The 25,787-nt window shown below is 60.7% G+C and carries 27 protein-coding genes; 8 read left to right on the top strand and 19 right to left on the bottom strand.

What is annotated here, in order from left to right; translation table 11 throughout:
- Window positions 1-19: 19 nt before the first annotated feature.
- Together AC1RBR_RS06275 and AC1RBR_RS06280 are read right to left on the bottom strand one after the other, a co-directional pair.
- On the bottom strand, window positions 20-1,579 hold the full coding sequence (locus AC1RBR_RS06275) for an AmpG family muropeptide MFS transporter (protein WP_095138426.1): 1,560 nt from the start codon (window positions 1,577-1,579) through the stop codon (window positions 20-22).
- Between the two features lie 43 nt (window positions 1,580-1,622).
- Window positions 1,623-1,976: an MGMT family protein gene (locus AC1RBR_RS06280; RefSeq protein WP_095138427.1), complete on the bottom strand. Its 354-nt coding sequence runs from the start codon at window positions 1,974-1,976 to the stop codon at window positions 1,623-1,625.
- 165 nt (window positions 1,977-2,141) lie between these two features.
- On the opposite strand from AC1RBR_RS06280, the gene AC1RBR_RS06285 reads away from it, so the two are divergent.
- On the top strand, window positions 2,142-3,149 hold the full coding sequence (locus AC1RBR_RS06285; RefSeq protein WP_095138428.1) for a DUF481 domain-containing protein: 1,008 nt from the start codon (window positions 2,142-2,144) through the stop codon (window positions 3,147-3,149).
- Window positions 3,150-3,243: 94 nt separating this feature from the next.
- Here the strand turns inward: AC1RBR_RS06285 and AC1RBR_RS06290 are convergent.
- Both AC1RBR_RS06290 and AC1RBR_RS06295 read right to left on the bottom strand, forming a co-directional pair.
- A protein-coding gene (locus tag AC1RBR_RS06290; protein ID WP_177325627.1) for an IS3 family transposase occupies window positions 3,244-4,466 on the bottom strand; the annotation gives its coding sequence in 2 pieces (ribosomal slippage) (window positions 3,244-4,115 and window positions 4,115-4,466; 1,224 coding nt in all).
- A gap of 111 nt (window positions 4,467-4,577) precedes the next feature.
- The gene (locus tag AC1RBR_RS06295; RefSeq protein ID WP_002554837.1) at window positions 4,578-4,787 is read right to left on the bottom strand and encodes a cold-shock protein; all 210 of its coding nucleotides are present in this window, start codon (window positions 4,785-4,787) and stop codon (window positions 4,578-4,580) included.
- A 353-nt stretch (window positions 4,788-5,140) separates the two neighbouring features.
- On the opposite strand from AC1RBR_RS06295, the gene dcd reads away from it, so the two are divergent.
- Both dcd and AC1RBR_RS06305 read left to right on the top strand, forming a co-directional pair.
- The gene (gene dcd / locus AC1RBR_RS06300; RefSeq protein WP_095138429.1) at window positions 5,141-5,707 is read left to right on the top strand and encodes a dCTP deaminase; all 567 of its coding nucleotides are present in this window, start codon (window positions 5,141-5,143) and stop codon (window positions 5,705-5,707) included.
- A 102-nt stretch (window positions 5,708-5,809) separates the two neighbouring features.
- A complete protein-coding gene (locus AC1RBR_RS06305; RefSeq protein ID WP_095138430.1) occupies window positions 5,810-6,019 on the top strand; it encodes a hypothetical protein in 210 nt (69 codons plus the stop codon).
- 45 nt (window positions 6,020-6,064) lie between these two features.
- Here AC1RBR_RS06305 and pdeM read toward each other — a convergent pair whose 3' ends face one another.
- The 10 genes from pdeM to AC1RBR_RS06355 form a co-directional block, all read right to left on the bottom strand.
- The gene (gene pdeM / locus AC1RBR_RS06310) at window positions 6,065-6,721 is read right to left on the bottom strand and encodes a ligase-associated DNA damage response endonuclease PdeM (RefSeq protein ID WP_443534626.1); all 657 of its coding nucleotides are present in this window, start codon (window positions 6,719-6,721) and stop codon (window positions 6,065-6,067) included.
- Window positions 6,721-9,207, bottom strand: coding sequence for a ligase-associated DNA damage response DEXH box helicase (locus AC1RBR_RS06315; protein ID WP_492563481.1), 2,487 nt, complete (start codon window positions 9,205-9,207; stop codon window positions 6,721-6,723). Before AC1RBR_RS06315 ends, pdeM begins: the two co-directional genes overlap by 1 nt.
- 190 nt (window positions 9,208-9,397) lie before the next feature.
- A complete protein-coding gene (locus AC1RBR_RS06320; protein ID WP_003222314.1) occupies window positions 9,398-10,162 on the bottom strand; it encodes an ABC transporter ATP-binding protein in 765 nt (254 codons plus the stop codon).
- 13 nt (window positions 10,163-10,175) lie between these two features.
- Window positions 10,176-11,294: a succinylglutamate desuccinylase/aspartoacylase family protein gene (locus tag AC1RBR_RS06325; RefSeq protein ID WP_166496558.1), complete on the bottom strand. Its 1,119-nt coding sequence runs from the start codon at window positions 11,292-11,294 to the stop codon at window positions 10,176-10,178.
- Between the two features lie 11 nt (window positions 11,295-11,305).
- The gene (locus AC1RBR_RS06330; protein ID WP_115986257.1) at window positions 11,306-12,016 is read right to left on the bottom strand and encodes an ABC transporter permease; all 711 of its coding nucleotides are present in this window, start codon (window positions 12,014-12,016) and stop codon (window positions 11,306-11,308) included.
- On the bottom strand, window positions 12,013-12,741 hold the full coding sequence (locus tag AC1RBR_RS06335) for an ABC transporter permease (RefSeq protein WP_047601190.1): 729 nt from the start codon (window positions 12,739-12,741) through the stop codon (window positions 12,013-12,015). The genes AC1RBR_RS06330 and AC1RBR_RS06335 overlap by 4 nt, the downstream gene beginning before the upstream one ends.
- 56 nt (window positions 12,742-12,797) lie before the next feature.
- Window positions 12,798-13,580 carry a transporter substrate-binding domain-containing protein gene (locus AC1RBR_RS06340; RefSeq protein ID WP_042557957.1) on the bottom strand — a complete coding sequence of 261 codons (783 nt, stop codon included), beginning with the start codon at window positions 13,578-13,580 and terminating at the stop codon, window positions 12,798-12,800.
- Window positions 13,581-13,967: 387 nt separating this feature from the next.
- Complete coding sequence (locus AC1RBR_RS06345) at window positions 13,968-15,656, bottom strand: ATP-dependent DNA ligase (RefSeq protein ID WP_115986256.1); 1,689 nt, start codon at window positions 15,654-15,656, stop codon at window positions 13,968-13,970.
- The gene (locus AC1RBR_RS06350) at window positions 15,653-16,687 is read right to left on the bottom strand and encodes a ligase-associated DNA damage response exonuclease (RefSeq protein WP_492563484.1); all 1,035 of its coding nucleotides are present in this window, start codon (window positions 16,685-16,687) and stop codon (window positions 15,653-15,655) included. The genes AC1RBR_RS06345 and AC1RBR_RS06350 overlap by 4 nt, the downstream gene beginning before the upstream one ends.
- A 191-nt stretch (window positions 16,688-16,878) precedes the next feature.
- The gene (locus tag AC1RBR_RS06355; RefSeq protein WP_492563486.1) at window positions 16,879-19,323 is read right to left on the bottom strand and encodes a penicillin acylase family protein; all 2,445 of its coding nucleotides are present in this window, start codon (window positions 19,321-19,323) and stop codon (window positions 16,879-16,881) included.
- Between the two features lie 445 nt (window positions 19,324-19,768).
- Between AC1RBR_RS06355 and AC1RBR_RS06360 the strand changes: the two genes are divergently transcribed.
- Window positions 19,769-20,326 carry a cysteine hydrolase family protein gene (locus AC1RBR_RS06360; protein ID WP_492567220.1) on the top strand — a complete coding sequence of 186 codons (558 nt, stop codon included), beginning with the start codon at window positions 19,769-19,771 and terminating at the stop codon, window positions 20,324-20,326.
- 148 nt (window positions 20,327-20,474) lie between these two features.
- On the opposite strand, the gene AC1RBR_RS06365 is transcribed toward AC1RBR_RS06360, so the two are convergent.
- The 4 genes from AC1RBR_RS06365 to AC1RBR_RS06380 are packed head-to-tail and all read right to left on the bottom strand — an operon-like array spanning window position 20,475 to window position 22,191.
- Complete coding sequence (locus AC1RBR_RS06365) at window positions 20,475-20,678, bottom strand: SEC-C metal-binding domain-containing protein (protein WP_003198420.1); 204 nt, start codon at window positions 20,676-20,678, stop codon at window positions 20,475-20,477.
- Window positions 20,675-21,169, bottom strand: coding sequence for an LEA/WHy family protein (locus AC1RBR_RS06370; RefSeq protein ID WP_492563487.1), 495 nt, complete (start codon window positions 21,167-21,169; stop codon window positions 20,675-20,677). Before AC1RBR_RS06370 ends, AC1RBR_RS06365 begins: the two co-directional genes overlap by 4 nt.
- A 43-nt stretch (window positions 21,170-21,212) precedes the next feature.
- Window positions 21,213-21,689, bottom strand: coding sequence for a YchJ family protein (locus AC1RBR_RS06375; RefSeq protein WP_027614356.1), 477 nt, complete (start codon window positions 21,687-21,689; stop codon window positions 21,213-21,215).
- Window positions 21,690-21,693: 4 nt separating this feature from the next.
- Complete coding sequence (locus AC1RBR_RS06380; RefSeq protein ID WP_095138440.1) at window positions 21,694-22,191, bottom strand: DUF6231 family protein; 498 nt, start codon at window positions 22,189-22,191, stop codon at window positions 21,694-21,696.
- Between the two features lie 197 nt (window positions 22,192-22,388).
- Here AC1RBR_RS06380 and AC1RBR_RS06385 point away from each other — a divergent pair, with 197 nt between their 5' ends.
- The 4 genes from AC1RBR_RS06385 to AC1RBR_RS06400 all read left to right on the top strand — a co-directional run bounded on the left by AC1RBR_RS06385 (window position 22,389) and on the right by AC1RBR_RS06400 (window position 25,086).
- A complete protein-coding gene (locus AC1RBR_RS06385; protein ID WP_095138441.1) occupies window positions 22,389-23,084 on the top strand; it encodes a PA1041 family peptidoglycan-binding anchor lipoprotein in 696 nt (231 codons plus the stop codon).
- Window positions 23,085-23,174: 90 nt separating this feature from the next.
- The gene (locus AC1RBR_RS06390; protein ID WP_095138442.1) at window positions 23,175-23,897 is read left to right on the top strand and encodes a PA1041 family peptidoglycan-binding anchor lipoprotein; all 723 of its coding nucleotides are present in this window, start codon (window positions 23,175-23,177) and stop codon (window positions 23,895-23,897) included.
- Between the two features lie 162 nt (window positions 23,898-24,059).
- Window positions 24,060-24,335 (top strand): DUF1145 domain-containing protein, encoded by a 276-nt coding sequence (locus AC1RBR_RS06395; RefSeq protein WP_204895043.1) that lies wholly within the window; start codon window positions 24,060-24,062, stop codon window positions 24,333-24,335.
- The gene (locus AC1RBR_RS06400) at window positions 24,328-25,086 is read left to right on the top strand and encodes a collagen-like protein (protein WP_253151265.1); all 759 of its coding nucleotides are present in this window, start codon (window positions 24,328-24,330) and stop codon (window positions 25,084-25,086) included. Before AC1RBR_RS06395 ends, AC1RBR_RS06400 begins: the two co-directional genes overlap by 8 nt.
- Before the next feature lie 180 nt (window positions 25,087-25,266).
- Here the strand turns inward: AC1RBR_RS06400 and AC1RBR_RS06405 are convergent, their stop codons facing one another.
- Complete coding sequence (locus tag AC1RBR_RS06405; protein WP_095138445.1) at window positions 25,267-25,731, bottom strand: DUF2269 family protein; 465 nt, start codon at window positions 25,729-25,731, stop codon at window positions 25,267-25,269.
- Window positions 25,732-25,787: the final 56 nt, after the last annotated feature.

Consider the following 25,787-nt stretch of genomic DNA (forward strand, 5'->3'; position numbering starts at 1 on the left):
CCGCCGTCGCTGAAATGTCCTACGACTCTTCGACCACGGAGGTCGGTGCAGGCTCGGGCGTTGGCGTCGGGCCCGCGCGGCGGTTTTCCTGGAACCAGTGCAGGGCAATCAACAGCAGCGTCGGCACGCCGAGCAGCGCGGTTATCAAGAAGAAGTTGTGGTAGCCGAACTTCTCGACCATTACCCCGGAATAACCGCCCATCAGGCGCGGCAGCAACAGCATGATCGAACTGAGCAGGGCGTACTGGGTGGCCGAGAACTTGAGGTTGGTCAGGCTCGACAGGTAGGCGACGAACGCCGAGGTCGCGAGGCCGGAACTGAAGTTGTCGAGGGAGATGGTCACCACCAGCATCTGCAGGTTCGGGCCCATGTCCGCCAGCATCACGAACAGCAGGTTGGTCGCCGCCGAAGCTGCGCCACCGATGAACAGGATCGGCAGGATGCCGAAGCGCACGATCAGCAGGCCGCCCATGCCGGCACCGACGAGGGTCATGATCAGGCCAAAGATCTTGCTGACGCTGGCGATCTGATCCTTGGTGAAGCCCTGGTCGATGTAGAACACGTTGGCCATCACGCCCATCACCGTGTCGGACATGCGGTAGGTGGCAATCAGCCCGAGCAGCAGCAACGCCTGCCAGCGGTAACGCAGGATGAAGTCGTTAACCGGGGTCAGTACCGGCGCCAGGCCGCGACGGCCCATGGTCGACAGGCACAGACCGGTGAGCAGGGTATAGAGGATCGCGCGCAGGAAGGCGCGGTCTTCGAGCAGCAGGTCGAGCGGACTCATCTGACCGAACAGTACGCTGGCGAAATCAGTGTTGTAGAGCTGGGTAAACATCGCCGGAACCGACACCAGCAGCACGATCAGCACGAATACCGAGGCCAGTTGATGCACGAAGCTGTAGCGGCCGGCCTGCAGCTGCGTGCGCAGGGGCACTGGCGGTTCGCGCATCAGTAGCGACGTCAGCAGGGCAGGGACCATCAATACGCCGAACAGCGCGTAGGTGCCGGTCCAGGCCGAATGTTTGTAGTTGAAGCCGGTGGAGCCGAAGCCTTCAGCGAAGAACAGTGCACCCGCCGTGGCCAACAGGGCGGCAACGCGATAGCCGGACATGTAACTGGCGGCCAGCGCGGCCTGGCGGCTGTCGTCGGCGATCTCCAGGCGATAGGCGTCGACCGCGATGTCCTGGGTAGCGGAGGCGAAAGCGACAACGACGGCAATGGCGATCAGCCAGGACAGATGTTTCTGCGGATCACAGAAACCCATGCCGATCAGGCCCAGAATCACCAGGGTTTGCGAGAGCACCAGCCATGATCGGCGGCGGCCAAGTTTGCCCAATAAAGGCAGGCGCCATTGGTCGAGCAGCGGTGACCAGACCCATTTGAACGCGTAGGCCAGGCCGATCAGGCTGGCGTAGCCGATGGTTTCACGGGCAACGCCGGCTTCACGCAGCCAGACGGACAGCGTCGAAAACACCAGCATGTACGGCAGGCCGGCAGCAAAACCGAGCAACAACAGCACGAGCGTCGAAGGACTGGCATAGGCGGCGAGCGCGGCGCGCCAGGTTTTACGGGGCATGGGCTGAAGTCTGCCTCAAGATTGCGAAAACAAAGCGCGCACTCTAACCGCTGTGCTCTATCGGACGCCAGCCATGGCGCCGAATATCCACACGATTGTTCAGGACGGTGACGCCTTCAGAACGCAATCGTGCCCGCTGCTCGTCCCCCGAGGGGCTGCCCGGCGGCAGGCTGATCCGACCACCGGCGCCCACCACCCGGTGCCATGGCAATCGGGTATCGCCGGGTAACTGGCTCAAGGTGCGGCCAACCCAGCGGGCGGCACGCCCCAGTCCCGCGAGGTCAGCCAGTTGACCATAGCTGACCACCTTGCCCTCAGGCACCTGGGCAAGGGTGGAATAAAGCGCCGTGCGTCGGATTTGCGCTTCACTTTCATCGGGAGGGTTCGGCTCTTTCACCTGCGCGGTTCCTGAACAATAGACGTATCGATGGGCTCAAGCGTAATCGCTGGTTGGCCAGATGAGAAATGAACTCAATGGAAATCGTTCGGTCAGTCCTTGTCAGGGTCTTATTCCCACGGATAATGCCGACCTTTTTCGCAAACTTGAGCCCTCGATCTGCTTATGTTGTCCAGAACCTTGCTGTGCCTTGCTGTTTTCAGTGCGTCAACGCCCTTGCTTGCCGACACCGTCTGGTTGAAGAACGGTGACAAATTGAGCGGCAAGATCTCCCTTTTCGATGGCGGCAAACTGTTGATCCAGACCCAGTACGCGGGTGCGGTCACCATCGACTGGAAAGAGGTCAAGACCCTGGAGAGTGATCAGGAGCTACTGGTCAAGCAGGATGCCTACTCCGGCGAGAAGGCCAAGTCGTTGAGCGCCGCCGATGACGGCAAGGTCACCCTGGCCAACGGCGAGGCGCCGAAAACCGTCGAGCTGGCGAGCATCCAGCAGATTCTCAAACCCAAACCGGTGGTCGAGGATCTGGTGTGGAAGGGCAACGTCGATCTGGCGCTGGATTATCAGCGTGCGGAAAAGGATACCGACGACTACGACATCGGCTTCAAGACTACGGCCCGTCACGGGCGCTGGCGGCACATCGCCGAAGGCGAATACAACCGCGAAGTGCAGGATGAAGTGACCACCACTGACAACTGGCGCGCCGAGTACTCCCTTGATCGATTCCTGACCGATCAGTGGTTCTGGCAGGGGCGTCTGAACTACAAGCGCGATCATATCGAAGAGCTCTCGCGCCAGCGCGTAGTCGGTACCGGTCCGGGCTATCAGTTCTGGGATGACGAATTGGGGGCGTTCTCGTTGGGTTCGTTGCTGAACCGCACCGACTACGAATACAGCGATGGCAGCAAGGATAACTTCTATTCCGTCGCCATGAAGTGGGACTACAACCGCTACCTGATCGGCAAGAAGGTTGAGTTCTTCACCAACGGCGAAGTCGGCAAGCCATTGTCCGGTGTCGCGGACTATGCGCTGGATGCCGAAATGGGCCTGCGCTACAAGGTTACTGAGTGGGCTTCGCTGAACCTCAAGGCTGAGCGAGACATCATCAGCGGCACCAACGACGCGGATTTGAACAAGACCCGTTATACCGCAGGGTTTGGCGTGGCCTGGTAAGGCGAAGTAAAAAAAGCAGCCGCGAGGCTGCTTTTTTTTGGCCGCGAAAAACACGCGTGTCTAGTCCTGAAATAGGTTTACACCTGTTTCAGTCTCAAAACGCCCGATGCACCGCATCGGGCGTTTTGTATTTCAGGGATAAGTGCGGCCGCTCCCGGTTGTAGATTTGCACCGATTCATCCACCATTTTCACTGCATCCGCCAGGTCTTTGGGGCGATGTAGCAAAAACTCAGTCTTCAAAATCCCATTTACCCTCTCCGCCATAGCGTTCTGATAGCAATCATAACCGTCAGTCATTGAGCACCTGATTCCATGCCGGGTATGCATCCGTTGGTATAAATCAGAGCAATACTGGGCTCCGCGATCTGAATGATGAATGAGCGGTTGATTGGATTTTCGCTGACTAACAGCCTTCTGCAGCGCCCTGACCACCGACTCCGTATGCAGGCTGCTGTGCACATGATGACCCACGATTTTGCGTGAGTACGCGTCTGTTATCAGGCTAACGTAAGCGACACTTTCCCGCGTTGGGAGATAGGTAATGTCTGCGACCCAAACCTGCTCAGGTCTGCTGGCTACAACTTGTTCCGGGCCAGCTTTGAGTAGGTTGGGGTGACGGCGGAAGCGATGATGGCTATGCGTGGTTTTATGATAAGCACGTTTGCGAGGAACCAGCTCTCGCGCCTCTCGCAAGATGGAAAACAGGCGGTCTCGACCGACACGTAGCGCTGTTGCGGCTTCAATTAGCATCAGGTGGTGCAGTTTGCGCGTCCCAAGCCTCGGCTGGCGCCGACGCTTTTCCAGAACGAATTCCACTACCTGCTGGTCTTGGCAAACTCTCGCGTCAAAGGCTCGGTTGCGCTTGTAATACGCTTGGCGCGAAATGCCCATAAACAGGCAAGCCCTGGTAATGCTCAGGTCTTGGATTTGCCCTTGCGAGAGGACTTGCCGGGTCGCTTTTTTACGATGGACACACCGTAATCATTTTTCAAGACGTTCACGACAGCTTCAAAGAACTGGGCCTTCTGATTGCTCAGCGCCAACTGTTCTTCAAGCTCTTTGATCCGCTGTTCGGGTGTCAGCGGTAGGTTGGGGTCGGTCATCGGCCTGCTCCGCAGCGCTCGGATTGAGGCGCCTTGGCTCCAGTCCTGTCGGCCATGCTTGCGTAACCAAACCAGTACCGTGGACCGGCCTTGAATGCCAAAGCGCCGTTGAGCCTCTTTATAACTCAACTCGCCTTTTTCGACTTGATCTACGACTGACAATTTAAAAGCTAGCGTGTAATCGCGCTGGCTCCGCCTTTTTCCGGTATCCATTGAATCCTCCTGAAGATTGGTCAGAAGGTGTAAACCTTATTCAGGACGCGACAGCGCTCACAAAAAAGCCCCGCTTTTGAGGGCGGGGCTCTTTTCTAAAGAAGCTACAAGTTAGATAACTTGTACTTCTTCAGCTTGCATGCCTTTCTGACCGCGGGTAGCGATGAAAGAAACCTGTTGGCCTTCTTTCAGGCTTTTGAAGCCGTCGGATTGGATAGCTTTGAAGTGAACGAACAGGTCGTCACCGGATTGTGGAGTGATGAAGCCGAAGCCTTTTTCATCGTTGAACCACTTAACGGTACCGGTTTGGCGATTAGACATGGTGTAACTCCTTGAACAAAGATAACTGCGACTCAGGAAGAACCCTGGCCGAGACTGAGTGCAAAGAGCAGGAAAAATTCTTGTAGATGGTTGGATCGAAATTCAACATATCGTGTAGAGATTCTCAGTGACACAAGCAACACAGTGGCGCCACCTTAACCCTTTTTCCGGAACGTGCCAATGTTTCTTGCGAAGGTTTCTCTGTTTTAGGGATCGGCGGTGTGACGGTTCGTCGCCAGAGCCTGTATTTCCAGCGTGTTCGGCGAGAATTGCAGCGCGGACTTTGAACGCGGCGGCGCGCCCGGTAAGATGCCGGACAGATTTTTTCCACCTCGCTATTCAGGACACCCGCCATGAGCATCAAATCGGACAAGTGGATTCGCCGCATGGCGCAGGAACAGGGCATGATCGAGCCGTTCGTCGAGCGCCAGGTGCGCGGCAGCGACGACAGCCGTGTGATCTCCTACGGTGTGTCGAGCTACGGCTACGATGTGCGCTGCACCAATCATTTCAAGGTGTTCACCAACATCAATTCGGCGATCGTCGATCCGAAGAACTTCGACGCCGGCAGCTTCGTCGACATTCACAGCGACGTCTGCATCATTCCACCGAACTCCTTCGCCCTGGCCAGCACCGTCGAATACTTCCGTATTCCGCGCAATGTGCTGACCATCTGCCTGGGCAAAAGCACCTACGCGCGCTGCGGCATCATCGTCAACGTCACCCCGCTCGAGCCTGAGTGGGAAGGCCACGTGACCCTGGAATTCTCCAACACCACCAACCTGCCGGCGAAAATCTACGCCAACGAAGGCGTGGCGCAGATGCTGTTCCTCGAATCCGACGAGCAATGCGAAGTTTCCTACAAGGATCGTGGCGGTAAATATCAGGGCCAGCGTGGCGTGACCCTGCCGCGTACCTGATCCATCCGGCGGTTCGCGGGAATTCTTTGGCGGGCAGACACTCTATGGGGTGTACTGCCCGTTTTTGCTTCTGGCAAAGCGGGCCTTCGCCGAGGAGGTTGCATGAAGATCGATCCGCATATCACCGCCGAACTGGCAAGGCTTGAGCCCAATCAGATTGGCGTTTTGGCCTGGTCATTGTTGGCACACCCGGCTTTCCACATGGCTGGCGGCATTCCCGGTCAGCCTGATCCCGATACCCCCAACGAACAACCGACCGAACCCGGCGAGCCGACGCTGCCGGACGAGCCGCCACCCGCGCCAGTGGCCTGAGCCGCTGCCCCATAATGGCCAGTCAGTCGAGGTTTGCCCAAGACCTCAGCTGACTGGCCATATTTCGTTGTCGCCGATGACGAAAATCCTGCACTGCGCATCTTTCTCGACCTGATAGCCACCGGTAAAGGCGCCGAAGGCCGGCAGCAGGCTCAATCGCTCACCCAGTCGGAAACACGCCAGCCGCAAACGCTGGCGCCCCTTGCCGTTAAGCCGATAGACCGGATGCACGTGCCCGGCCAGCACATGCCGTTCGGGATGCGGGTCGGGTTCGTGTTGCAGGGCAAACGGCCCGAGCAGCAGCGGCTCTGGAACCACGCGGATATTCAGCGCCGCCGGTGGATCCCCGGCGCGTTTGTCGTGGTTGCCGCGAATCAGCGTCATCGGCAGATCCGCGTGCCGTGCACGCCATTCGGCCAAGGCATTCAGCGTGCCCGCCGCATGCGAACCGGGGCCGTGCAGAAAGTCACCGAGGAAAATCAGCTGCCGACAGGGCAGTCTCGCCAGCAAGCGGTCGAGCACTTCGATATTCGCCGCCGTGGTCCCCTGCGGCACCGGCTGGCCGAGGCTGCGGTACGCTGCGGCTTTGCCGAAATGCACATCGGCGATCAGCAGCGCTTGCTGCGCCGGCCAGTACAGGGCCTTTTCCGGCAGCAACCAGAGGTCTTCGCCGGCCAATCGCACTGGATAGCCGCTGCTCATCAAGCGTTACCCTTATCGGCGGATTTCTCCAGATCGCCGACCATGCGCCGGATGCGGTCAGCGAGTTTTTCCGAACTCATGCTTTCGCGCATGCGCTCCACCAGCAACGGAAAGCCTAACGGTGTAGGACGTTTGATCAGATGCATGTCCAGTTTCATCCAGTTGATCCGCTCCAATGTCTGTTCCAGACGACGAATATCCAGTTCTTCCCGTAAGACTTCTTCCCCGGCTTGAGCCAGCAGCAGGTTGTCAGCGTCGTATTGTTTGAACACTTCGAAGAACAATCCGCTGGAGGCCTGCACCTGGCGGGTACTTTTCGGCGCGCCGGGATAGCCGGCGAACACCAGCCCGGCGATCCGCGCGATCTCGCGAAAGCGCCGCAACGCCAACTCCCCGGCATTGAGGCTGGCCAGCACGTCGCGCAGCAGATGCTCGGGGCTGAGCAGCGCCGCGTCGAATCGCCTGGACCAGTCGACTGGCGTGGCGCTGAGCAACTCCAGCCCGTAATCATTCACCGCAATCGAGAACGTCAGCGGCTGGCGCTGACTCGCGCGCCAGGCCAACAGGCTGGCGAGCCCCAGATGCACCTGGCGCCCGGCAAACGGGTAGAGGAAAAGGTGCCAGCCCTCGCGGGATTTCAGCACCTCCGCCAACAGACTGTCAGAGGTGGGCAGACCCGACCAGTGCGCCTGGGTGTGCAGCAACGGTTGCAGCGCGTGCATTTCCGGGCCGACGAACTCGCCCCGTGCTGCCGCCGTGAAGCGGCTGACCACGGCGGCGGCCAGTTCGTTGGAAAGTGGCATTCGCCCGCCATTCCAGCGCGGCACGGCGGCTTTTTTCGCGGTGCTGCGTTTGACGTACGCGGTCATGTTTTCCACCCGCACCAACTCCAGCAGGCGCCCGGCAAACAAAAAGCCATCGCCGGGTTTCAGCCGCGCGATAAAACCTTCCTCGACACTGCCCAACTGCTTGCCGCCGCCACCCTTGCTCCAGAATTTCAGATTGATGCTCGCGTCGCTGACGATAGTGCCGATGCTCATGCGATGACGACGCGCCAATCGCGCATCGGGTACCCGCCAGACACCGTGTTCGTCCGGCTCGACCCGGCGATAATCCGGATAGGCTGTCAGAGACAGCCCGCCGTGACGTACGAAAGCCAGCGCCCAGGCCCAATCTGCCAGTGTCAGATCACGATAAGCCCATGCACCACGCACTTCTTCATACAGCTCTTCGGGAATAAAGCCACCGCCCAGCGCCATGCTGACCAGATGCTGCACCAGCACATCCAGCGGTTTGTGCGGCGACAGACGCGGTTCGATGAGTCGTTGCTCCACGGCGTCGCCTGCGGCGGCGGCCTCGATCAGTTCCAGGCTGTGGGTCGGCACCAGTGTCACTCGCGAGGTGCGCCCCGGCGCGTGACCGGAGCGCCCGGCCCGCTGCATCAGCCGCGCCACGCCTTTCGCCGAGCCGATTTGCAGCACCCGTTCCACCGGTAAAAAGTCCACGCCCAGATCCAGGCTCGAGGTGCAGACCACGGCTTTCAACTGCCCATCCTTCAACGCTTGCTCGACCCAGTCGCGGGTCTCGCGGGACAGTGAGCTGTGGTGCAACGCGATCAGCCCGGCCCAGTCCGGCCGCGCTTCGAGCAGCGCCTGATACCAGATTTCCGACTGCGCGCGGGTGTTGGTGAACACCAGGCTGCTGGCGCAGGCGTCCAGTTCGGCGACCACTTGCGGGAGCATCTTCAAGCCGATGTGCCCGGCCCACGGGAAACGCTCGATGGCCGGTGGGATCAAGGTGTCGACCTTGAGTGATTTTTCGCTCTGGCCCTGCACGCTGATGCCGCCACCCTGTGGGATCAGCACCTGTTCGGCGTGGGCCTGATTACCGAGGGTGGCGGACACGCCCCAGACGATCAGCTCGGGTTGCCAATGGCGCAGACGGGCGAGGGCCAGTTGCAGCTGTACGCCGCGTTTGTTGCCGAGCAGTTCGTGCCATTCATCGACGACGATCATCCGCAGGCTCGACAGCGCGGTCTTGGCGTCGGCGCGAGCGAGCAGCAGGGTCAGGCTTTCCGGGGTGGTAATCAGTGTGGTCGGCAGGCGCCGGCCCTGACGCGCGCGTTCGGCGCTGCTGGTGTCGCCGGTGCGCAGACCGATGCTCCACGGAATCAGCAAATCGCTGACCGGCGCTTGCAAGGCGCGCGCGGTGTCGGCAGCGAGGGCACGCATCGGCGTGATCCACAGCACGGTCAGCGGTTCGGCAGGCGCTTTGCGTTTTTTGCTGTCTGCGACGCTGGGTTTGATGCGGGCGAAGCGATTGAGCGCCGCGAACCACACGGCGTAGGTTTTGCCGGCACCGGTGCTGGCGTGGAGCAACCCCGACTGACCTTGTTTGACGGCGGCCCACACCTGCTTTTGAAAGGCGAACGGCTTCCAGTTGCGTGCGCTGAACCAGGTTTTTGCGAGGTCGGTGGAGGTGGGCATACCGGCGGCGTGCGCTCTGAAGTTGTTCCTTCAGTGACCGCGCCGGTGAGGGACAAGTTTAATTTTGTGCGAGTACATGCACCCTTGTGGGAGCGGGCTTGCTCGCGAAAGCGGTGGGTCATTCAAAACATGCTGACTGACCCACCGCTTTCGCGAGCAAGCCCGCTCCCACAGGTTTTATGTGCACCAGTTACTTGAGGTTACCGCTGAGGAACTGCTTCAGCCGTTCGCTCTTCGGATTGCCCAGCACGTCTTCCGGCGCACCTTCTTCTTCCACCAGCCCCTGATGAAGGAACAACACCTGGCTGGAGACCTTGCGGGCAAAGCTCATTTCATGGGTCACCATGATCATCGTCCGGCCTTCCTCGGCCAGTCCCTGAATCACCCGCAGCACTTCACCTACCAGCTCCGGGTCGAGCGCCGAGGTCGGTTCGTCGAACAGCATCACTTCCGGCTCCATCGCCAGCGCCCGGGCGATCGCCACCCGCTGTTGCTGGCCGCCGGAGAGAAACGCCGGGTACTGATCGGCAACCCGCGCCGGCAGACCAACCTTGTCCAGATAACGGCGCGCGCGGTCTTCGGCTTCCTGCTTGCTGCAGCCCAGCACCCGGCGCGGGGCCATGGTGATGTTTTCCAGCACGGTCATGTGGCTCCACAGGTTGAAGTGCTGGAACACCATCGCCAGCCGCGTGCGCAGGCGTTGCAGTTCATTCGGGTCGGCGACGTGCATGCCGTGGCGATCGGTGACCATGCGGATCGCCTGGCCATCCAGGCTCATGGCGCCGTCGTTGGGTTGTTCGAGGAAGTTGATGCAGCGCAAAAAGGTGCTCTTGCCCGAGCCGCTGGCGCCGATCAGGCTGATCACGTCGCCGGTTTTGGCCTTGAGCGAAACGCCTTTGAGTACCTGATGGTCGCCGTAGCTTTTGTGCAGGCCTTCAACGGTCAATTTGTACATGGGACAGACATCCTCAAGGCGAAAGTAGGTAGCCGCTGCGGTAGGCTTCGGCGCCCGCCACGTGGGCGATCACCATGCCGGCAGTGGCCATGCGTCGCAGCGAGCGGGCGTACATGACGCCGGCAGCGGTGCAGCAAATGGGGGTGACCCGATCACTGATCGGGTCGATGATTTCGGCAATCTGTTGCCCGGCTTGCAGGTATTGCCCGGCTTGCGCGGTGTACACCAGCAGGCCGCCGACCGCAGTGGTGACCGGTTCGACACCGGCCAGCGGTGTGGCGGGGAACGGCAAGGGCGGCTGCGGCCGGGTTTCGCCGACGATCGCATCGAACTGGATCAGGTAGTCGATCAAGGCCTGGCAGTCACGGCTTGCCATTGGATGATTGACGTCACCCTGGCCACGCAACTCCACGGTCACCGAAAAACTGCCCAGCGGAATCTCGAAGTGCTCGCCAAAGCGTTCCTTCAATTGCCACCACAACAGGGTGAAGCATTCGTCGAACGACTGGCCGCCGGAATCCGTGGCCAGAAGGCTGGCCTGGGCTTCGATGTAGCGCGCCAGTGGTTCGACCTGCGGCCACGCTTCGGGCGTGGTGTAGAGGTGAACCACCGATTCGAAGTCGCAGTGCAGGTCGAGCACCATGTCGGCATCGCACGCCAGCCGTTGCAGGGTCAGGCGCTGGGATTGCAGTTGCGTGGCGGGTATCTGGCGGGCGAGGGCGTTGCGCAGGCTGGCGCGGATCAACTCAAGGTTGCGTTGTGGGTCATCGCTCAGCTTGCCCTCGATGTCATTGCCGATCTCTTCGCTGAGGTCGACGAACCAGCGATTGAAGTTCTGCCCGCTCTCCATCTCGTAGCGGCCCAGCGGCACGTCCATCAGCACTTGTTCGAGGCCGACCGGATTGGCTACCGGCACCAGCACGATCTGGCTGCGCAGGCGCCCGGCAGCTTCCAGCTCCGCCAGGCGCTGCTTGAGGTGCCAGGCCACGAGCATGCCGGGCAGCTCGTCGGCGTGCAGCGAGGACTGAATGTAGATTTTGCCTTGGGCCTGCTCCGGGCCAAAGTGGAAGCTGTGGATCTGTCGTGCAGTCCCGGGCAGCGGGGCCAACAGGTCATGGATCTGGTGTCGCATTACAGAATTTCCTAGTGGGTCGGCCCGAGGAAGGCCAGCCAGCGGCGTTCGGCGAGGCGGAACAGGCCGACCAGCGCAAAGGTAATGGTCAGGTAGATCAGCGCGGCGATACCGAACGACTGGAAGGTCAGAAAGGTCGCCGAGTTGGCGTCCCGCGCAACTTTCAGGATGTCGGGGATGGTCGCGGTGAAGGCTACAGTGGTCGAGTGCAGCATCAGGATCACTTCGTTGCTGTAATACGGCAGCGAACGCCGTAAGGCTGAGGGCATGATCACGTAGGCATACAGCTTCCAGCCAGTCAGGCCGTAGGCTTTGGCCGCTTCGACTTCGCCGTGGTTCATGCTGCGGATCGCCCCGGCAAAAATCTCCGTGGTGTAGGCGCAGGTGTTCAGGGCGAACGCGAGGATCGTGCAGTTCATCGCATCGCGAAAGAAACTGTCGAGCAGTGGCTGCGCGCGCACGGCGGCCAGGCTGTAAATACCCGTGTAGCAAATCAGCAACTGGATATACAGCGGCGTGCCGCGGAACAGGTAGGTGTAGAACTGCACCGGCCAGCGCACATAGAAATGCGTGGAAACCCTGGCAATCGACAACGGGATCGACACCAGAAAGCCGATGAAGATCGAAGCGCTGAGCAGCCACAGGGTCATCGCCAGACCGGTGATGTTTTGCCCGTCGGTATAAAGAAAGGCTCGCCAGTATTCCTGCAGAAGTTCGATCATCGTACGGCCTCCCGTGCGCCGGCGGCGTAACGGCGCTCGAGCCAGCGCAGGATGACGTTCGAAGCACTGGTGATCAGCAGATAGATCAAGGCGGCGAGTACCAGAAAGTAGAACAGTTGATAGGTGCTTTTACCGGCGTCCTGCGCGGCTTTGACCAGATCGGCCAGGCCGATGATCGAGACCAGCGCGGTGGCCTTGAGCATCACCATCCAGTTGTTGCCGATGCCCGGCAGGGCGAAGCGCATCATTTGCGGGAACACCACGAAGCGAAAGCGCTGGCCGCGCTTGAGGCCATAGGCGGTGGCGGCTTCGACCTGACCGCGCGGCACGGCAAGGATCGCCCCTCGGAAGGTTTCAGTGAAGTACGCGCCATAAATGAAGCCCAGAGTCAGCACCCCGGCACTGAACGGGTCGATCTCAATGTATTCCCATTCCATGTAGTCGGTGAGCGACGTCAGCCAGGTTTGCAGGCTGTAGAAGATCAGCAGCATCAGCACCAGATCCGGCACCCCGCGAATCAGCGTGGTGTAGAGCTGGGCGGGCAGACGCAGCAGTTTGACTTTTGACAGCTTGGCACTGGCGCCGAGCAGGCCGAGCAACACGGCCACCAGCAGCGACATCGCCGATAATTTGATGGTCATCCAGGTGCCTTGCAACAGCAACGGGCCGAAACCCTGAAGGCTGAACGCGGAGAGCCCCAGATTTTGTAAGAGGTTTTCGAACATAAATCAGCAACCTGAGCGGATGGAAAAGGCGCCCATCAAGGATGGGCGCCGGGGCATTATTTGCCGCTGTACAGATTCAGATCGCCAAAGTGTTTCTTTTGAATTTCGGCGTATTTGCCGTCGTCGTGTAACGCTTTGATACCTTTATCTAAAAGCGCTTTCAGCTCAGTGTTACCTTTCTTGATACCGACAGCGGTTTTGGCCGGCAGCAATTCACTGTCGACTGGCTTGCTGACTTCGTAGCCTTCGCCTTTTGGCGATTTCAGGAAGCCCAGTTCGGCTTGCAGCATGTCCTGAATGGCGGCATCGAGACGACCGGAAGTCAGGTCGGAGTAAACCTGGTCCTGATTCTGATAGGCCTGAGTCTTCACGCCAGCCTTGTCCAGCACGGCTTTGGCGTAGGCTTCCTGAATGGTGCCTTGCTCGTAGCCCACGGTTTTGCCCTTGAGGGACGCGACGTCTTCGCTCAGGCCGGAACCCTTTTTGAACACATAAGCGGTCGGGCCGGAGAACAGTTCGCTGGAGAAGTCGATGACTTTCTCGCGAGCCGGGGTCACGGTCATCGACGAGATCACACCGTCGAATTTATTGGCCTTGAGGCCCGGAATCATACCGTCGAAGTCACTTTCGACCCATTTGCACTTGACCTTCAGCTCGGCGCAGATCGCGTTGCCCAGGTCGATGTCGAAGCCCACCAGGCTGCCGTCGGCCGCTTTCGACTCGAACGGTGCGTAGGAAGGATCAACGCCAAAACGCAGCTCTTTGTATTCCTTGGCCAGCGCGGAGCCGGCGGCCATGCACAACGCCAGTGCAGAAAGGGTCAGCAATGCTTTTTTCATTATTCAATCCCTAAGAACCAATATGAGCGCTTGTGGCGCAGAATTATTGTTACTGGAACGCGTACGACCTATAGAAAGTAGCAATTTCCGAACCAGAGTCCCGAACAAGTGTTTTAAAAGGTGGCGGGTGGGGGCGGCGAGAGGGATTGGTGCACGGGAATGGGCGGCTGTGGAAGGCTGCACCATGTTGGGTCGATGCACGCATTTTCAAGAGATGGGACGAGCCATTGTGGCGAGGGAGCTTGCTCCCGCTGGAGGGCGAAGCACTCCCCTGCGTTTTTCAGACAGACCGTCATTGTGCGACTGCTGCGCAGTCGAGCGGGAGCAAGCTCCCTCGCCACAGGAGCTTCGTTCGGTCAAAGGTGATGAATGTTCCGGTAAACCGGGTCAGGCCAGCAAGTCCTGCAACGTCGCCAGACTGTCCGCCTCATCCACCGTTTTATCCTGGCGCCAGCGCAGCATTCGCGGAAAGCGCACGGCAATGCCGCTCTTGTGTCGGCGCGACAGGGCGATGCCTTCGAAACCCAGCTCGAACACCAGGCTCGGTTTGACACTGCTGACCGGGCCGAATTTTTCCACGGTGGTCTTGCGCACGATGCTGTCGACCTGGCGCATCTCCTCGTCGGTCAGCCCCGAATACGCCTTGGCGAATGGCACCAGCGCTCGTTGGCTGGACTCAGGCGGGCCGTCCCACACGGCGAAGGTGTAATCGCTGTACAGACTGGCGCGCCGGCCATGCCCGCGCTGGGCATAGATCAATACCGCATCGACGCTGAACGGATCGACCTTCCACTTCCACCACACGCCCATGTCCTTGGTCCGGCCCACGCCATACAGCGCGTCGCGGGCTTTGAGCATCATGCCTTCGACCCCCAGGCGCCGTGAGGCTTCACGCTGCCGGGCCAGATCGAACCAGTCGCTGCCGGTCAGAATCGGCGAGGCCAGTAACACCGGGTTGTTACCCTGAGCGATGACTTGCTCCAGTTGCGCACGCCGTTCTGCCTGCGGACGGTTGCGCCAGTCTTCGCCCTGCCACTCCAGCAAATCGTAGGCAAGCACCACCACCGGCACTTCTTCGAGGATTTTCTTGTCGAGAGTTTTGCGGCCGATGCGTTGCTGCAGCAGGGCGAAAGGTTGCACCGCCGGTGGGGCGGTCGATTGCGGATCAAAGGCGTCTTCGGTGGTCGGATGGGTACTTTTCCAGACTACAATTTCGCCGTCGATCACCGTGCCGTCGGGTAACGCGTGGATCAATGTATCGAACTCGGGGAAACGCTCGGTCACCAGTTCTTCACCCCGCGACCAGACCCACAGCCGACCCTCGCGCTTGACCACCTGCGCGCGGATGCCATCCCATTTCCACTCCACCTGCCAGTTGCTCGCCGGCCCCAGCAGCGCTTCAAATTCCTCCACCGGTTGTGACAAGCCATGGGCGAGGAAGAACGGGTAGGGCTGGCCGCCACGTTGCGCGTGTTCGTCGGCGGATTCCGGCGCGATCAGTTTCAGGTAGCTGGCAGCGTTCGGCCGGTTCGACAGGTCGGTGTACCCCACCAGGCGCTGCGCCACGCGTTTGCTGTCGAGGCCGGCCATCGACGCCAGAGCGCGGGTGACCAGCAGTTTCGACACGCCGACGCGGAAGCTGCCGGTGATCAACTTGATGCACAGCATCAGGCTCGGCCGATCCAGTTGCGCCCACAGTGCGGGCAATTGGCGGGCGAGGTATTCCGGGGTTTCACCGCGCAGTGGCAGCAGCTTGTCTTCGATCCATTCAGCAAGACCGGCTTCAGAGCTGTGCAGGTTTTCCGGCAGCACCAACGAAATGGTTTCTGCCAGGTCGCCGACGGACTGATAACTTTCCTCGAACAGCCATGGTTGCAGCCCCGAGACGTCCACCGCCAGTTCGCGCAGGATGCGCACCGGTACCAGTTGCCGTGGGCGTCCACCGGACAAAAAGTACACCGCCCATGCCGCGTCTTGCGGTGCAGCCTGGGCGAAGTAGGTTTGCATCGCCGCCAGTTTGGCGTTGCTCGATGTGGTGGCGTCGAGTTCGGCGTACAGCTCGGCGAAGGCTTTCATGCTTGCACCTCGGCGATAACCGGCTCGGCGCCAATGTTTTCCTCTTCGTCGTCGCCGTATTCGGTGTTGAAACCCTGCGCATCCAGGCCTTGTTCACGCAGATGCCGAACCAGCACACCGATTGAACCGTGGGTGACCATCACCCGTTCGGCGCCAGTCTGTTCGATGGCCCAGAGCAGGCCCGGCCAGTCGGCGTGATCCGACAGCACGAAACCGCGATCCACGCCGCGCCGCCGGCGGGTGCCGCGCAGGCGCATCCAGCCGCTGGCGAAGGCGTCGCTGTAGTCACCGAACCGGCGCATCCAGGTGCTGCCGCCCGCCGAGGGCGGGGCGATTACCAGCGCCTGGCGCATGAGCGGGTCGGACTTTTTCACATCGCCGGCGTAGATCGTCGGTGGCAGGTATACCCCGGCCTCGCGGTAAACCCGGTTCAGCGGTTCGACCGCACCGTGACTGAGGATAGGGCCGAGGCTGGCGTCGATGCCATGGAGAATCCGCTGAGCCTTGCCGAACGAGTAACAGAACAGCACGCTGGCCTTGCCCACAGCGATGTTCGCCTGCCACCACTGGTTGATCTCGTTGAATACCTGCGCCTGCGGCTGCCAGCGGTAGATCGGCAGGCCGAAAGTCGATTCGGTGATGAAGGTGTGGCAGCGCACCGGTTCGAACGGCGCGCAGGTGCCGTCGGGCTCGATCTTGTAGTCGCCCGACGCGACCCAGACTTCACCGCCGTATTCCAGACGCACCTGGGCCGAACCCAGCACATGCCCGGCGGGATGGAAACTCAAGGTCACACCGTGGTGGGTCAGCCGCTGGCCGTAGGCGAGGGTTTGCAGGTTGATGTCCTGACCCAGACGCGCGCGCAAAATCCCTTCACTGGCGCTGCTGGCCAGATAATGCTGATTGCCGGTACGCGCGTGATCGCCGTGGGCATGGGTGATCACCGAGCGTTCGACCGGGCGCCACGGGTCAATATAAAAGTCCCCGGCAGGGCAATACAAACCTTCGGGGCGGGCGATAACAAGGTCCATGTCGTTACCTGAATGGAGGGCTTGTTAGCTATGAGGTTGGCGCGAGTCTGGAAGTTCTATCGATTATTTTCCGGGGCGACACAAAGCCCCTGTAGGAGTGAGCCTGCTCGCGATGACGGTGTGTCAGACGCTTCAATTTTGAAGGTCAGACCGCGATCGCGAGCAGGCTCACTCCTACAAAGGGACGGCCATTATTTGCCCGGGGTCAGGGTCAAACGCGTCTTGCCATACACCCGGTCAAAGTTCTGCGGCTGCAGCGGCAAGCCGATGTACTGACCCTTGAGCCACGCATCGATGCCGTTGAGGTAATTCGGGCTGGCCGGGTTGCCGGACTGGCCGGTGCCGTTCTGGCCCATCAGTGGCTCGCTCTGGCTGAAATCGACGATGAAACGCATCGACGGCGCCCGCGTGGTGTTGAAGTCCTGACCCCAGGCAAACGCTGCGGTATTGAGCGTGGTGTGATCGCCGCCGGCAGCCATTGGGCCGCGTACGGTCTGGCCGTTGGCGTTTTTCCACGTGTAGCTGTGCAGTTTGCCCCATTGCCAGGCCTTGTGATCGCCGCCCAACTGACTGTCGCCGGCACTGATCGCCGCCGCCAGACTGCGCGCCAGAATCTGCGCTTTGTCTTCTTTCTGCGGGGTACGCAGGTCATCCCAGAACGGGCTGTCTTCGCGCCCGAGCAGGTGATCGGCCTGCGCCGCGTAGGACAAGTCGCCATTGGCAACAAAGGCTTTCCACGCCGCGCTCGACTCTGGGCCGAGTTCGTCGAGGAACATCTGCTTCATGCTTTCTTGCAGGAACAGCTCATAAATCGCCGCATCGGCCGAGGTCGGGCTGAGCTTGCCGTCGAAGGCCATCAAGCGGGTGAAGGCCTCGCGGGCCTTGCTGCGATCGGTTTCCGGCAGGGCGTCGATTGCCTGTTTCAGCGGCTGCTTCATGCCCGGCGCTTCAAACATTTTCTTCAGCTTGGCGGCAAACGTCGTGGTCTGGTCGTACTGCATGGCGATCACGCTGCGACCGTCCTGTTTGCCGCTGCCGGCCAGTTCCGCCAAGCGCTCGCCGCGCTCTGGCGCTCCCCAGGAGTTGGACAACTGCATGCCGTAGCCGTGAGGAATGACCCGCTGATTGGCAGTGCCGAGCCAGCCCTGGGCTGGATCCTGATCGTACGGGTGCAGCATCGGGTCGGCATAACCGTCCCAGTCGTAGCGGCCTTCCCAGCCCGGCGATGGCAGCAGGCCTTCGCCTTCGCGCCGGTTGGGGAAACGCCCGGTGACCTGCCAGCCGATGTTGCTGGCGTCGGCGAATACCATGTTCAGGGCGATGGCGCGGATCTCGCGGCTGGCGTCCGACGCGCGTTCAACGTTCTGCGCGCGAGTCAGGTCAAAAAACGCGTCCAGCGATTTGTCATCGGTGAAGCTCGGGGTTTGCAGGGCCAGGCCAAAACCGTTGCCCTGCGCCGCCTGGGCACTGTTGAGCAGCGCACCGTGGCGGGTTTCGTATACTGCTTCGCGAATCGGTCGCTGGCCTTTGACGAAATAGGTTTCGTTGCGCACGCCCAGCGGCTGCCATTTGCCGTTGACCTCGTAGGTCAGGCTGTTGCCCTGACGGCGGATTTTTTCCAGGAACAGGTCCTGGTTGTCGCCGAGCACGCTGGTGGCGCTCCACGTGACTTTGCCGTTGAAACCACCGAGCACCATCGGCAGACCGGCGACAGTGACGCCGGCAGCCTGATATTTCGGTGCGCGAATCTGCACGAAGGTCCACAGCGACGGCGCGGCCAATGGCCCATGGCTGTCGCTGGCAAGAATGCTCTTGCCGCTGCGGCTGCGTTGCGGGGCGATGGCCCAGTTGTTCGAAGTGTGGGTGCCGAGCAGATTCCCCGCCAATTGCTGACTGGCGTTGCTCAGTTCGCCGAGGCCTGGGATCTGCCCGTTGAGCTTGAGGCCTTGCAGCTTGTCGGCCTCGGCCAGTGGCAGATTTTCATCCGGTGCGGACGGGGTAAGCCAGGCGAGTTTGTCGCTGGTCACGGTTTGCGCCAGCACCAGCGAGGCAATCTCTTCCGGCAGGTTGGCCGACTGGCTGAAGTTCAATAGCGCGAACATCAGCGCCGAATCTTCCGGTTTCCAGTACTCCGGCTTGTAGCCGCTGGCGGCGAGGTCGCCCGGCAGTTTGTCGGCGTAGCGGAACAGGTAGGCGTTGACGCCCCGCGCATAGACTTCGAAGAACCGCTTGAGGCGTGGCGACGAGGCCTTGTACAGCTCGTCGGCGCTTTTCTTCAGGTTGACCGCGCGCATGTAGCGGTCGGCGTCGAGCATCGATGCGCCGGACATCTCCGCCAGACGGCCCTGGGCCAACAGGCGCAGGGTGACCATCTGGTTGATGCGGTCGCTGGCATGCACGTAACCGAGGGCGAACAGCGCGTCGTGGAAGCTGTTGCTTTCGATCAACGGCATGCCCATGGCATTGCGGCGTACCGACACGTTCTGCGCCAGGCCCTTGAGCGGTTGCACGCCGGAGGTGGGCGGCAGGGTGTCCTGCGCGTTCCAGGTCTGGCAACCGGACAGGCTCAAGACACCGGTCACTGCTGCGGCAACGCCGAACCGGGGAAGAAAATGTGTGAGGGCTGGCGAGGCCATGGCAAAGCTCCTGCGGGGGTGTAGAGGCTGGGGGCGCAATAAAGCCGCTACGTTAGTGAGCGGGAGATGGCCGCGCAAGCGGGGCGAGCGGTTATTTCTGTATTTGTCTGACCAACAGCAAATCTGCAGAGATAACAGTGTTTTTGTGGCGAGGGAGCTTGCTCCCGCTCGGCTGCGCAGCAGTCGTTATCCAGACTGCGCATTTTCCTGATAGATCGCGGCGACCAGTTTGGGAGCGCTTCGCACTCCAGCGGGAGCAAGCTCCCTCGCCACAACAACGATCCTTCCAGATATCAGGATTTCGGCGGGTTGATCTTCTGCACCAAGACATACGCGTTCACCGTCGCCGGGCGATCCTTGATCGGGTTGAATCAGAGCTTGCTCACCCCGTGGCGGTGATGCTGAAGTGCGGGAAATTCACTGACCCTGCATGAGAAAAAACGCCATGGAGCTGAAGGCCAACGCTGCACTGATCATCATCGACCAGCAACAAGGCATTCTGCAGCCGCGCCTGGGGCGGCGGAATAATCCGCAGGCTGAAGAGCGGATGCTCGATCTGCTGGGGCTTTGGCGCCGTAGTAATCGTCCGGTGATTCATGTGCAGCACCTGTCGCGTGAGCCGGATTCGGTGTTCTGGCCCGGGCAGTCAGGGGTGGAATTTCAGCAGAGATTCATGCCGCAGGACGGCGAATGGCTGATCCAGAAACAGGTGCCGGATGCGTTTTGTGCTACGAAGCTTGAGGCACAGTTGCGTGAGGCGGGGATCGGGCAATTGATCATTGTTGGTGTAGCGACCCACAACTCGGTGGAATCCACAGCGCGCACGGCGGGCAATCTGGAGTTCGAGACGTGGGTGGTGGAGGACGCGTGTTTCACCTTCGACAAGGCCGATTATTTCGGCACACCGCGTTCAGCCGAAGAAGTGCACGGGATGTCGCTGGGGAATTTGCACGGGGAATATGCGACGGTGATCAGCGCTGCGCAGATTCTGGCGGCTCTCTGAACCTTTCGGGGTGAATGTTCCGGCCCTTTCGCGAGCAAGCCCGCTCCCACAGTCGGCTGCGTTCAGTCAGCGGGAACGCGGTCAACTGTGGGAGCGGGCTTGCTCGCGAAGGCAATGTGTCAGGCGAAGAATATCTTCACCTGAAGCATCAAGCGCCGTGGCACTTCTTGAATTTCTTGCCGTTGCCGCATGGGCAAGGGTCGTTGCGGCCAACGTCTTTCAGGGCGTTGCGCACCGGTTCCTGGTGGGCATGGCCGCAGTTCGGGCCGTGGACATGGCCATGGTCGTGATCATGATGATGGTCATGATCGTGGTTGCAGTCAGGGCCATGGACATGAGGTTGCTGAGTCATCGGTTGTACTCCGGAATTAAATCGGCGGGGATTATCACGCCATTGCGCTCCAGGTGCACGTAGTGGGCGATGAATAAGCCGGTTTCCATTTCGCCCTGCAACCGATAGGGAATCTGCTGGTTGGGGTTTTTCAGCATTTTCACCACGTCTTTTACCCGAGGCCACAGGTTGGTGCGGATCGGCACTTTGAAATAGGCACTGCGTTTTGGCCCGACGGTGAACCAGTGCTCATGCTCGCCTTCGGCCAGCAACAGGTTCGCCAGATGAATCCGGTATTCCAGACCGCGCACGGTCAGGTCGCTGTCGTTGGGGTTGTCGATGCGAAAGTGCAGGATGAATTTCTGTTCAAGCAACTTGGCCCGCACCACCTCGACTTTTACCAGGTGCACGGCGGGGTCGACGCTGTCGTCGCTGAACCATGAGGCGCAACCGCCGAGGTTCAGCAACAGCATCAATAGCAAGCCATGTAGTGTGCGACGGTGACCGAGCATCGAAAAAACTCCCTTTGTGCCCCAGTCTAGTCGGCGCTTCCCTTTATGCGCCGAAATACCCCGCACAGCACTTCTTGAACTTCTGCCCGCTGGCACACGGGCACGCGTCATTGCGCCCCAGCTTCAACTGCACGGTCGGGTCGATGAAGTACCAACGCCCGGCGTTTTGCACGAACGAAGAGCGCTCGCGGTGGCTGTGCTCGCCCTGGCTGTCGTGCCAGCGCGCGGTAAAGGTGACGAAGGCGTGCTCGGGCTGGCCGCCGAACACTTCCGAGCTTTCGACTTCAAGACCGAGCCAGGTGCTCTGCGCGCTCCAGGCGCTGATCGACTGGCGATCCAGACCGGCCTGCTGGGCGGGCAGGGTGGTGGCCACCAGATAATCGATCAGCCCCAGCACGTAGGCGCTGTAGCGCGAACGCATCAGCGCTTCGGCGCAAGGCGCCGGGTGGCCTTCGTGATAGTGACCGCAGCAGGCCTCCAGCAGATTGCCGCTGCCGCACGGGCAAATGGCTGTACTCATTGCATTACCACCAGTATTTGCCGAAGTTTTCCGGATTGGCCCAGAACCGCGAGTTGAGCCAGTCGGGGACTTGTTTGTAGTCAAGCAGATCATAGGTGAACAGGGTCAGTACCTGCTCGTCACGCTGAAAGCGTTCGCTGGCCTGCAGCGCCAGCGAATAGAAATCGGTTTCCTGCCAGCCGCTGGCCGGCAGATCCGCCAGCACCGCGATCCGACTGGCGTTGAGATTGCGGATTCCGCCCAGCAGATTCAGGCCGTCGCGCTTGGGCAAATGCTCCAGGCAATCGACCACCAGCGCCAGGTCGAAGCGCCGCGCCGCGAGTTCGGCGGGCAGCGCGCCGGGTGCGGCGTGGGCCACGCAGGTGTCCGGATGTGCCTGCTTGAAAGCGGCGAGCGCCGGAAATTCGCTGGCACCGATCAGCAGCAGACGCGCCGGGGCATAGCGATCCAGTAAAGCAGCCAGCGCCTGTTGCGGCGTGCGCGAAGAAATGGCGACGTTCATCGAAGCTCCTCAATCAGATCGCCAAGACTAGCGCGCCAGACGGATCCGGCCTAGACCCCGAATTGCCGCGCGTGGCAAAAGTGCCAAATCCCTGTGAACACGGTCCCAAATGCCAGTGGCCTATTGCTGGCGGAGATTAAAACTCCGGTCTTTACTCCGTGAATCGGTTCTAAGCCGATCCCTCAGGAGAAAACCAGATGAGCATAGTTCGGACAGCATTACCTTTGATTCTGCTAACCAGTGTGTTGACTGGTTGCGCAGGTTTGCAGAAAACCGACTGGCCGACCTGTGCGGCGGTCGGTGGTGTAGTCGGTGCCGGTCTCGGTGCGACGGAAAGTTCGGCGTGGGCCGGCTACGGCGCCCTTTTGGTCGGCGGTACGGCAGCGGCCTATTGCTGGGTGCACGGTGATGGTGACGAAGACGGCGATGGTGTGCCGGACAGTCGCGACAAGTGCCCGGGCACGCCTAAAGGCGTACAGGTTGATGCTGACGGTTGCCCTCCACCAGCGCCTGCACCCGTGGTCGAAGAAGCTGTAGTGGTCAAGGAAGAAACCATTGTTATCCGTGATGTGCACTTCCAGTTCGACAAAGCCACCCTGACCGGCTCCGACAAACAGGTGCTGGATAAAGTTGCCACGCGCCTGAAACAAGAGTCGTCCACGGCGCAACTGACTGTGACCGGCCACACCGATAGCGTCGGCAGCGATGCCTACAACAAAAAACTGTCGGATCGTCGTGCGCACTCGGTGGTGGATTACCTGATCCAGCAAGGTGTACCACGTGCCAGCTTCGTCTCGGTCTCGGGCATGGGTGAAAGCCAGCCAGTGGCGGATAACAAAACCGCAGACGGTCGCGCACAGAACCGTCGTACCGAAATCAAAATCGTCCGCTAGCCCCTCTCGCATCCGCGGCTTGTGCAGTCGCGGATGCGGGTCTTTACTCCTGTGTAACCGGTATGGGCCGGTGACACAGGAGCTTTCACAATGACTGTTTTCTCAAGGTCCGTCTTGCCGGTGCTGCTGCTGGGCAGCCTGCTCACCGGTTGCGCCACACATAGCGATGGCGATGCCCCCCTCAATCAACGTACGTGGCCGATCTGCAGCCTGATCGGCGGGCTGGTCGGTGGCGGTCTTGGCGCCATTGAAAGTGGCGGCTGGGCCGGCGGCGGTGCGGCGCTGGGGATTCTGACTGGCGGGCTGATCTGTTATGCCCAGGATGGCGATGAAGACGGCGATGGCGTATTCGACCGCCGCGACCGTTGCCCGGACACCCCGGAAAATACTCCGGTCGATCACCGCGGCTGTCCGCTGCCGCAATATCCGGTCACTGCGAAAGCCCCCGAGCCTGCGCCGCAATCGGAGGTCATCACCCTCAGCGATGCCGGCAACGTATTGTTCGATTTCGACAAGTCGGACCTGACCCCGGCCGCCAAAGCGCAGCTCGATACGCTGATGGACAAGTTGCGCAACGCCGACGTGGTCAGCATCAAGGTCATCGGCCATACCGACAGCAAAGGTTCGGATGCCTATAACCAGGCGCTGTCGGAGCGGCGTGCCAGCAGTGTCGCGGCGTATCTGCTGAGTCAGGGCCTGGCACCGAACAAACTGACCAGTGAAGGGCGCGGCGAGAGCGAGCCGGTGGCTGACAATGCGACCGAAGAGGGACGGGCGCAAAACCGTCGGGTGGAGTTGCATATCAATCGCTAGGACGCGTCTGTAGTCCGCAGACTAGAGCTGCCGGTCGCCGATTCTCGGCGATCCGGCAGCGATCCGACGACTGACAAAAGTTTTTTCTTTTGCGCCTCTGGCTTATCCCCCGCGTAAGCCGTTACTGTGCGCCCAAAGAATAATTCCGAGACGGGGGAGCGTATGAAGGTTTTCTGGGGGCTGGGGCGTTTGCTGACCCTGCTGTTCTGGTGCGTGGTGGTGGTCAATCTGCTGGTGCCGTTTGTGCATCCGCTGCATTTGCTGGTCAATCTGGCCGGCGGCTTGTTGCTCGCGCTGCACGTGCTGGAGTTGCTGTTCTCGCGCCTCAAGGGGCGTACCAACCCGTGGCGTGACCGTCTGCGCATCCTGCTGTTCGGCGTTTTTCACCTGCAAACCATCCCGGCCCCGGCCGCTCCGGAGGCTTCTTCCCATGCGTAAACTTTGCCTGCTCGCTGCATTCATCAGTCCCCTGGCCTGCGCCCAGGTGGTCAGCGTCGAAACCAATTCCCTGATGCGTTTGCCCAACACCGCCAGCGTCTTGCAGCTGGAACGGCTGGACGTGGCGGACTACGGCACGTTGCTGATTCCTTCCAACGTGACCGAGCTGACCGTCGGCGAATTGCGCCTGGGCCATGAAGCACGCATCGCGATTGTTCCGAGCGAACAAGCGCTGGACATGAAGGTCATTCGTGCCGAACTGTCCGAAGGCAGCCTGATTACCGCACGTGGTGCGCCGGGCACTTATGAAAAAGCCGCCCGTGCCGGGCGCAATCTGAATTTGCAGTTCAAGGCCTTGAACGCACCCAAACTGTTTGTGGATGCCCGTGGCGGTACCGGCGCACCGGGTTTTGTCGGCCTGGATGGCGGCAACGGTGAAGATCCGGGCTGCACCTGGGGCGCTGCCGGTCACGGTTTTGATGGCAGCAATGGCAGCGACGGCCAGCCCGGTGCACCGGGGGCGCTGGTGCGTCTCGAAGTACCGCGCGAGTTCCCGGCCGAGCTGATCAAGGTCAACGTCGCTGGTGGCGCCGGTGGTCCAGCGGGTGTTGGCGGCAAGGCGGGCAAGGGCGGCCAGTCCAAGGGCTGCCTGGTGTATCGCGCCGATGGCGGCAAGAACGGCAAAGCCGGGGCGGATGGTCAGCCTGGGCCTGCGGGCGCGGCGGGGGCGGTGACTGTGCAGCGCCTCTAAAACACCGTATTTCTTAATTGTGGTGAGGGGATTTATCCCCGATGGGCTGCGAAGCAGCCCACTCCAGATACCGCGTTTCTTCAGATTGAACGCGTCAGCTGATTTGGGGCCGCTTCGCGCGCCATCGGGGATAAATCCCCTCACCACAACAGTGTTCACAGCGCAAAAAAATGGGGTGGGTCAGAACATCGGCCGAGCCGCCGCAATCGCCACCAGCACCAACCCGACAATCAAATTGATCCCCACCACCCGGCGAATCCGGCCCAGCACCGCCGCACCCGCCGGCCAGTCCTTCGCCTCCACCGCTTTGCGCAACTCCGGCAGCATCAAACCCTGAATCCGGATAAACAGCGCCGTCATTACCACATACAGCCCGATCATCACCTGTACGTACTTCGGCGCGGTCTCGAAACCGACCTGCTGCAAGTGCAACATGCCCACGCCGCTGATCGGCAACAGGATCACCGCGACCCAGACCCAGCGGAAAAAACCTTGAAACACTTCCACCCACAAGGTCAGGCGGGCAGGGCCGTCGAGAGCCTTGACCGCCGCCGGGCGCAGGACCATCCAGGCGAAAAACATGCCGCCGACCCAGACCAGGGCGGACAGGACATGCAGCGGATAAACGAGGCTAAAAGGTGTCATTGGGGCACTCCGTTCTGCGCGGGATTAATTAGCGGGGTATGATAGCCGCCATCCGA

It is taken from the genome of Pseudomonas sp. GW823-FHT01D03 (genome assembly GCF_058798255.1).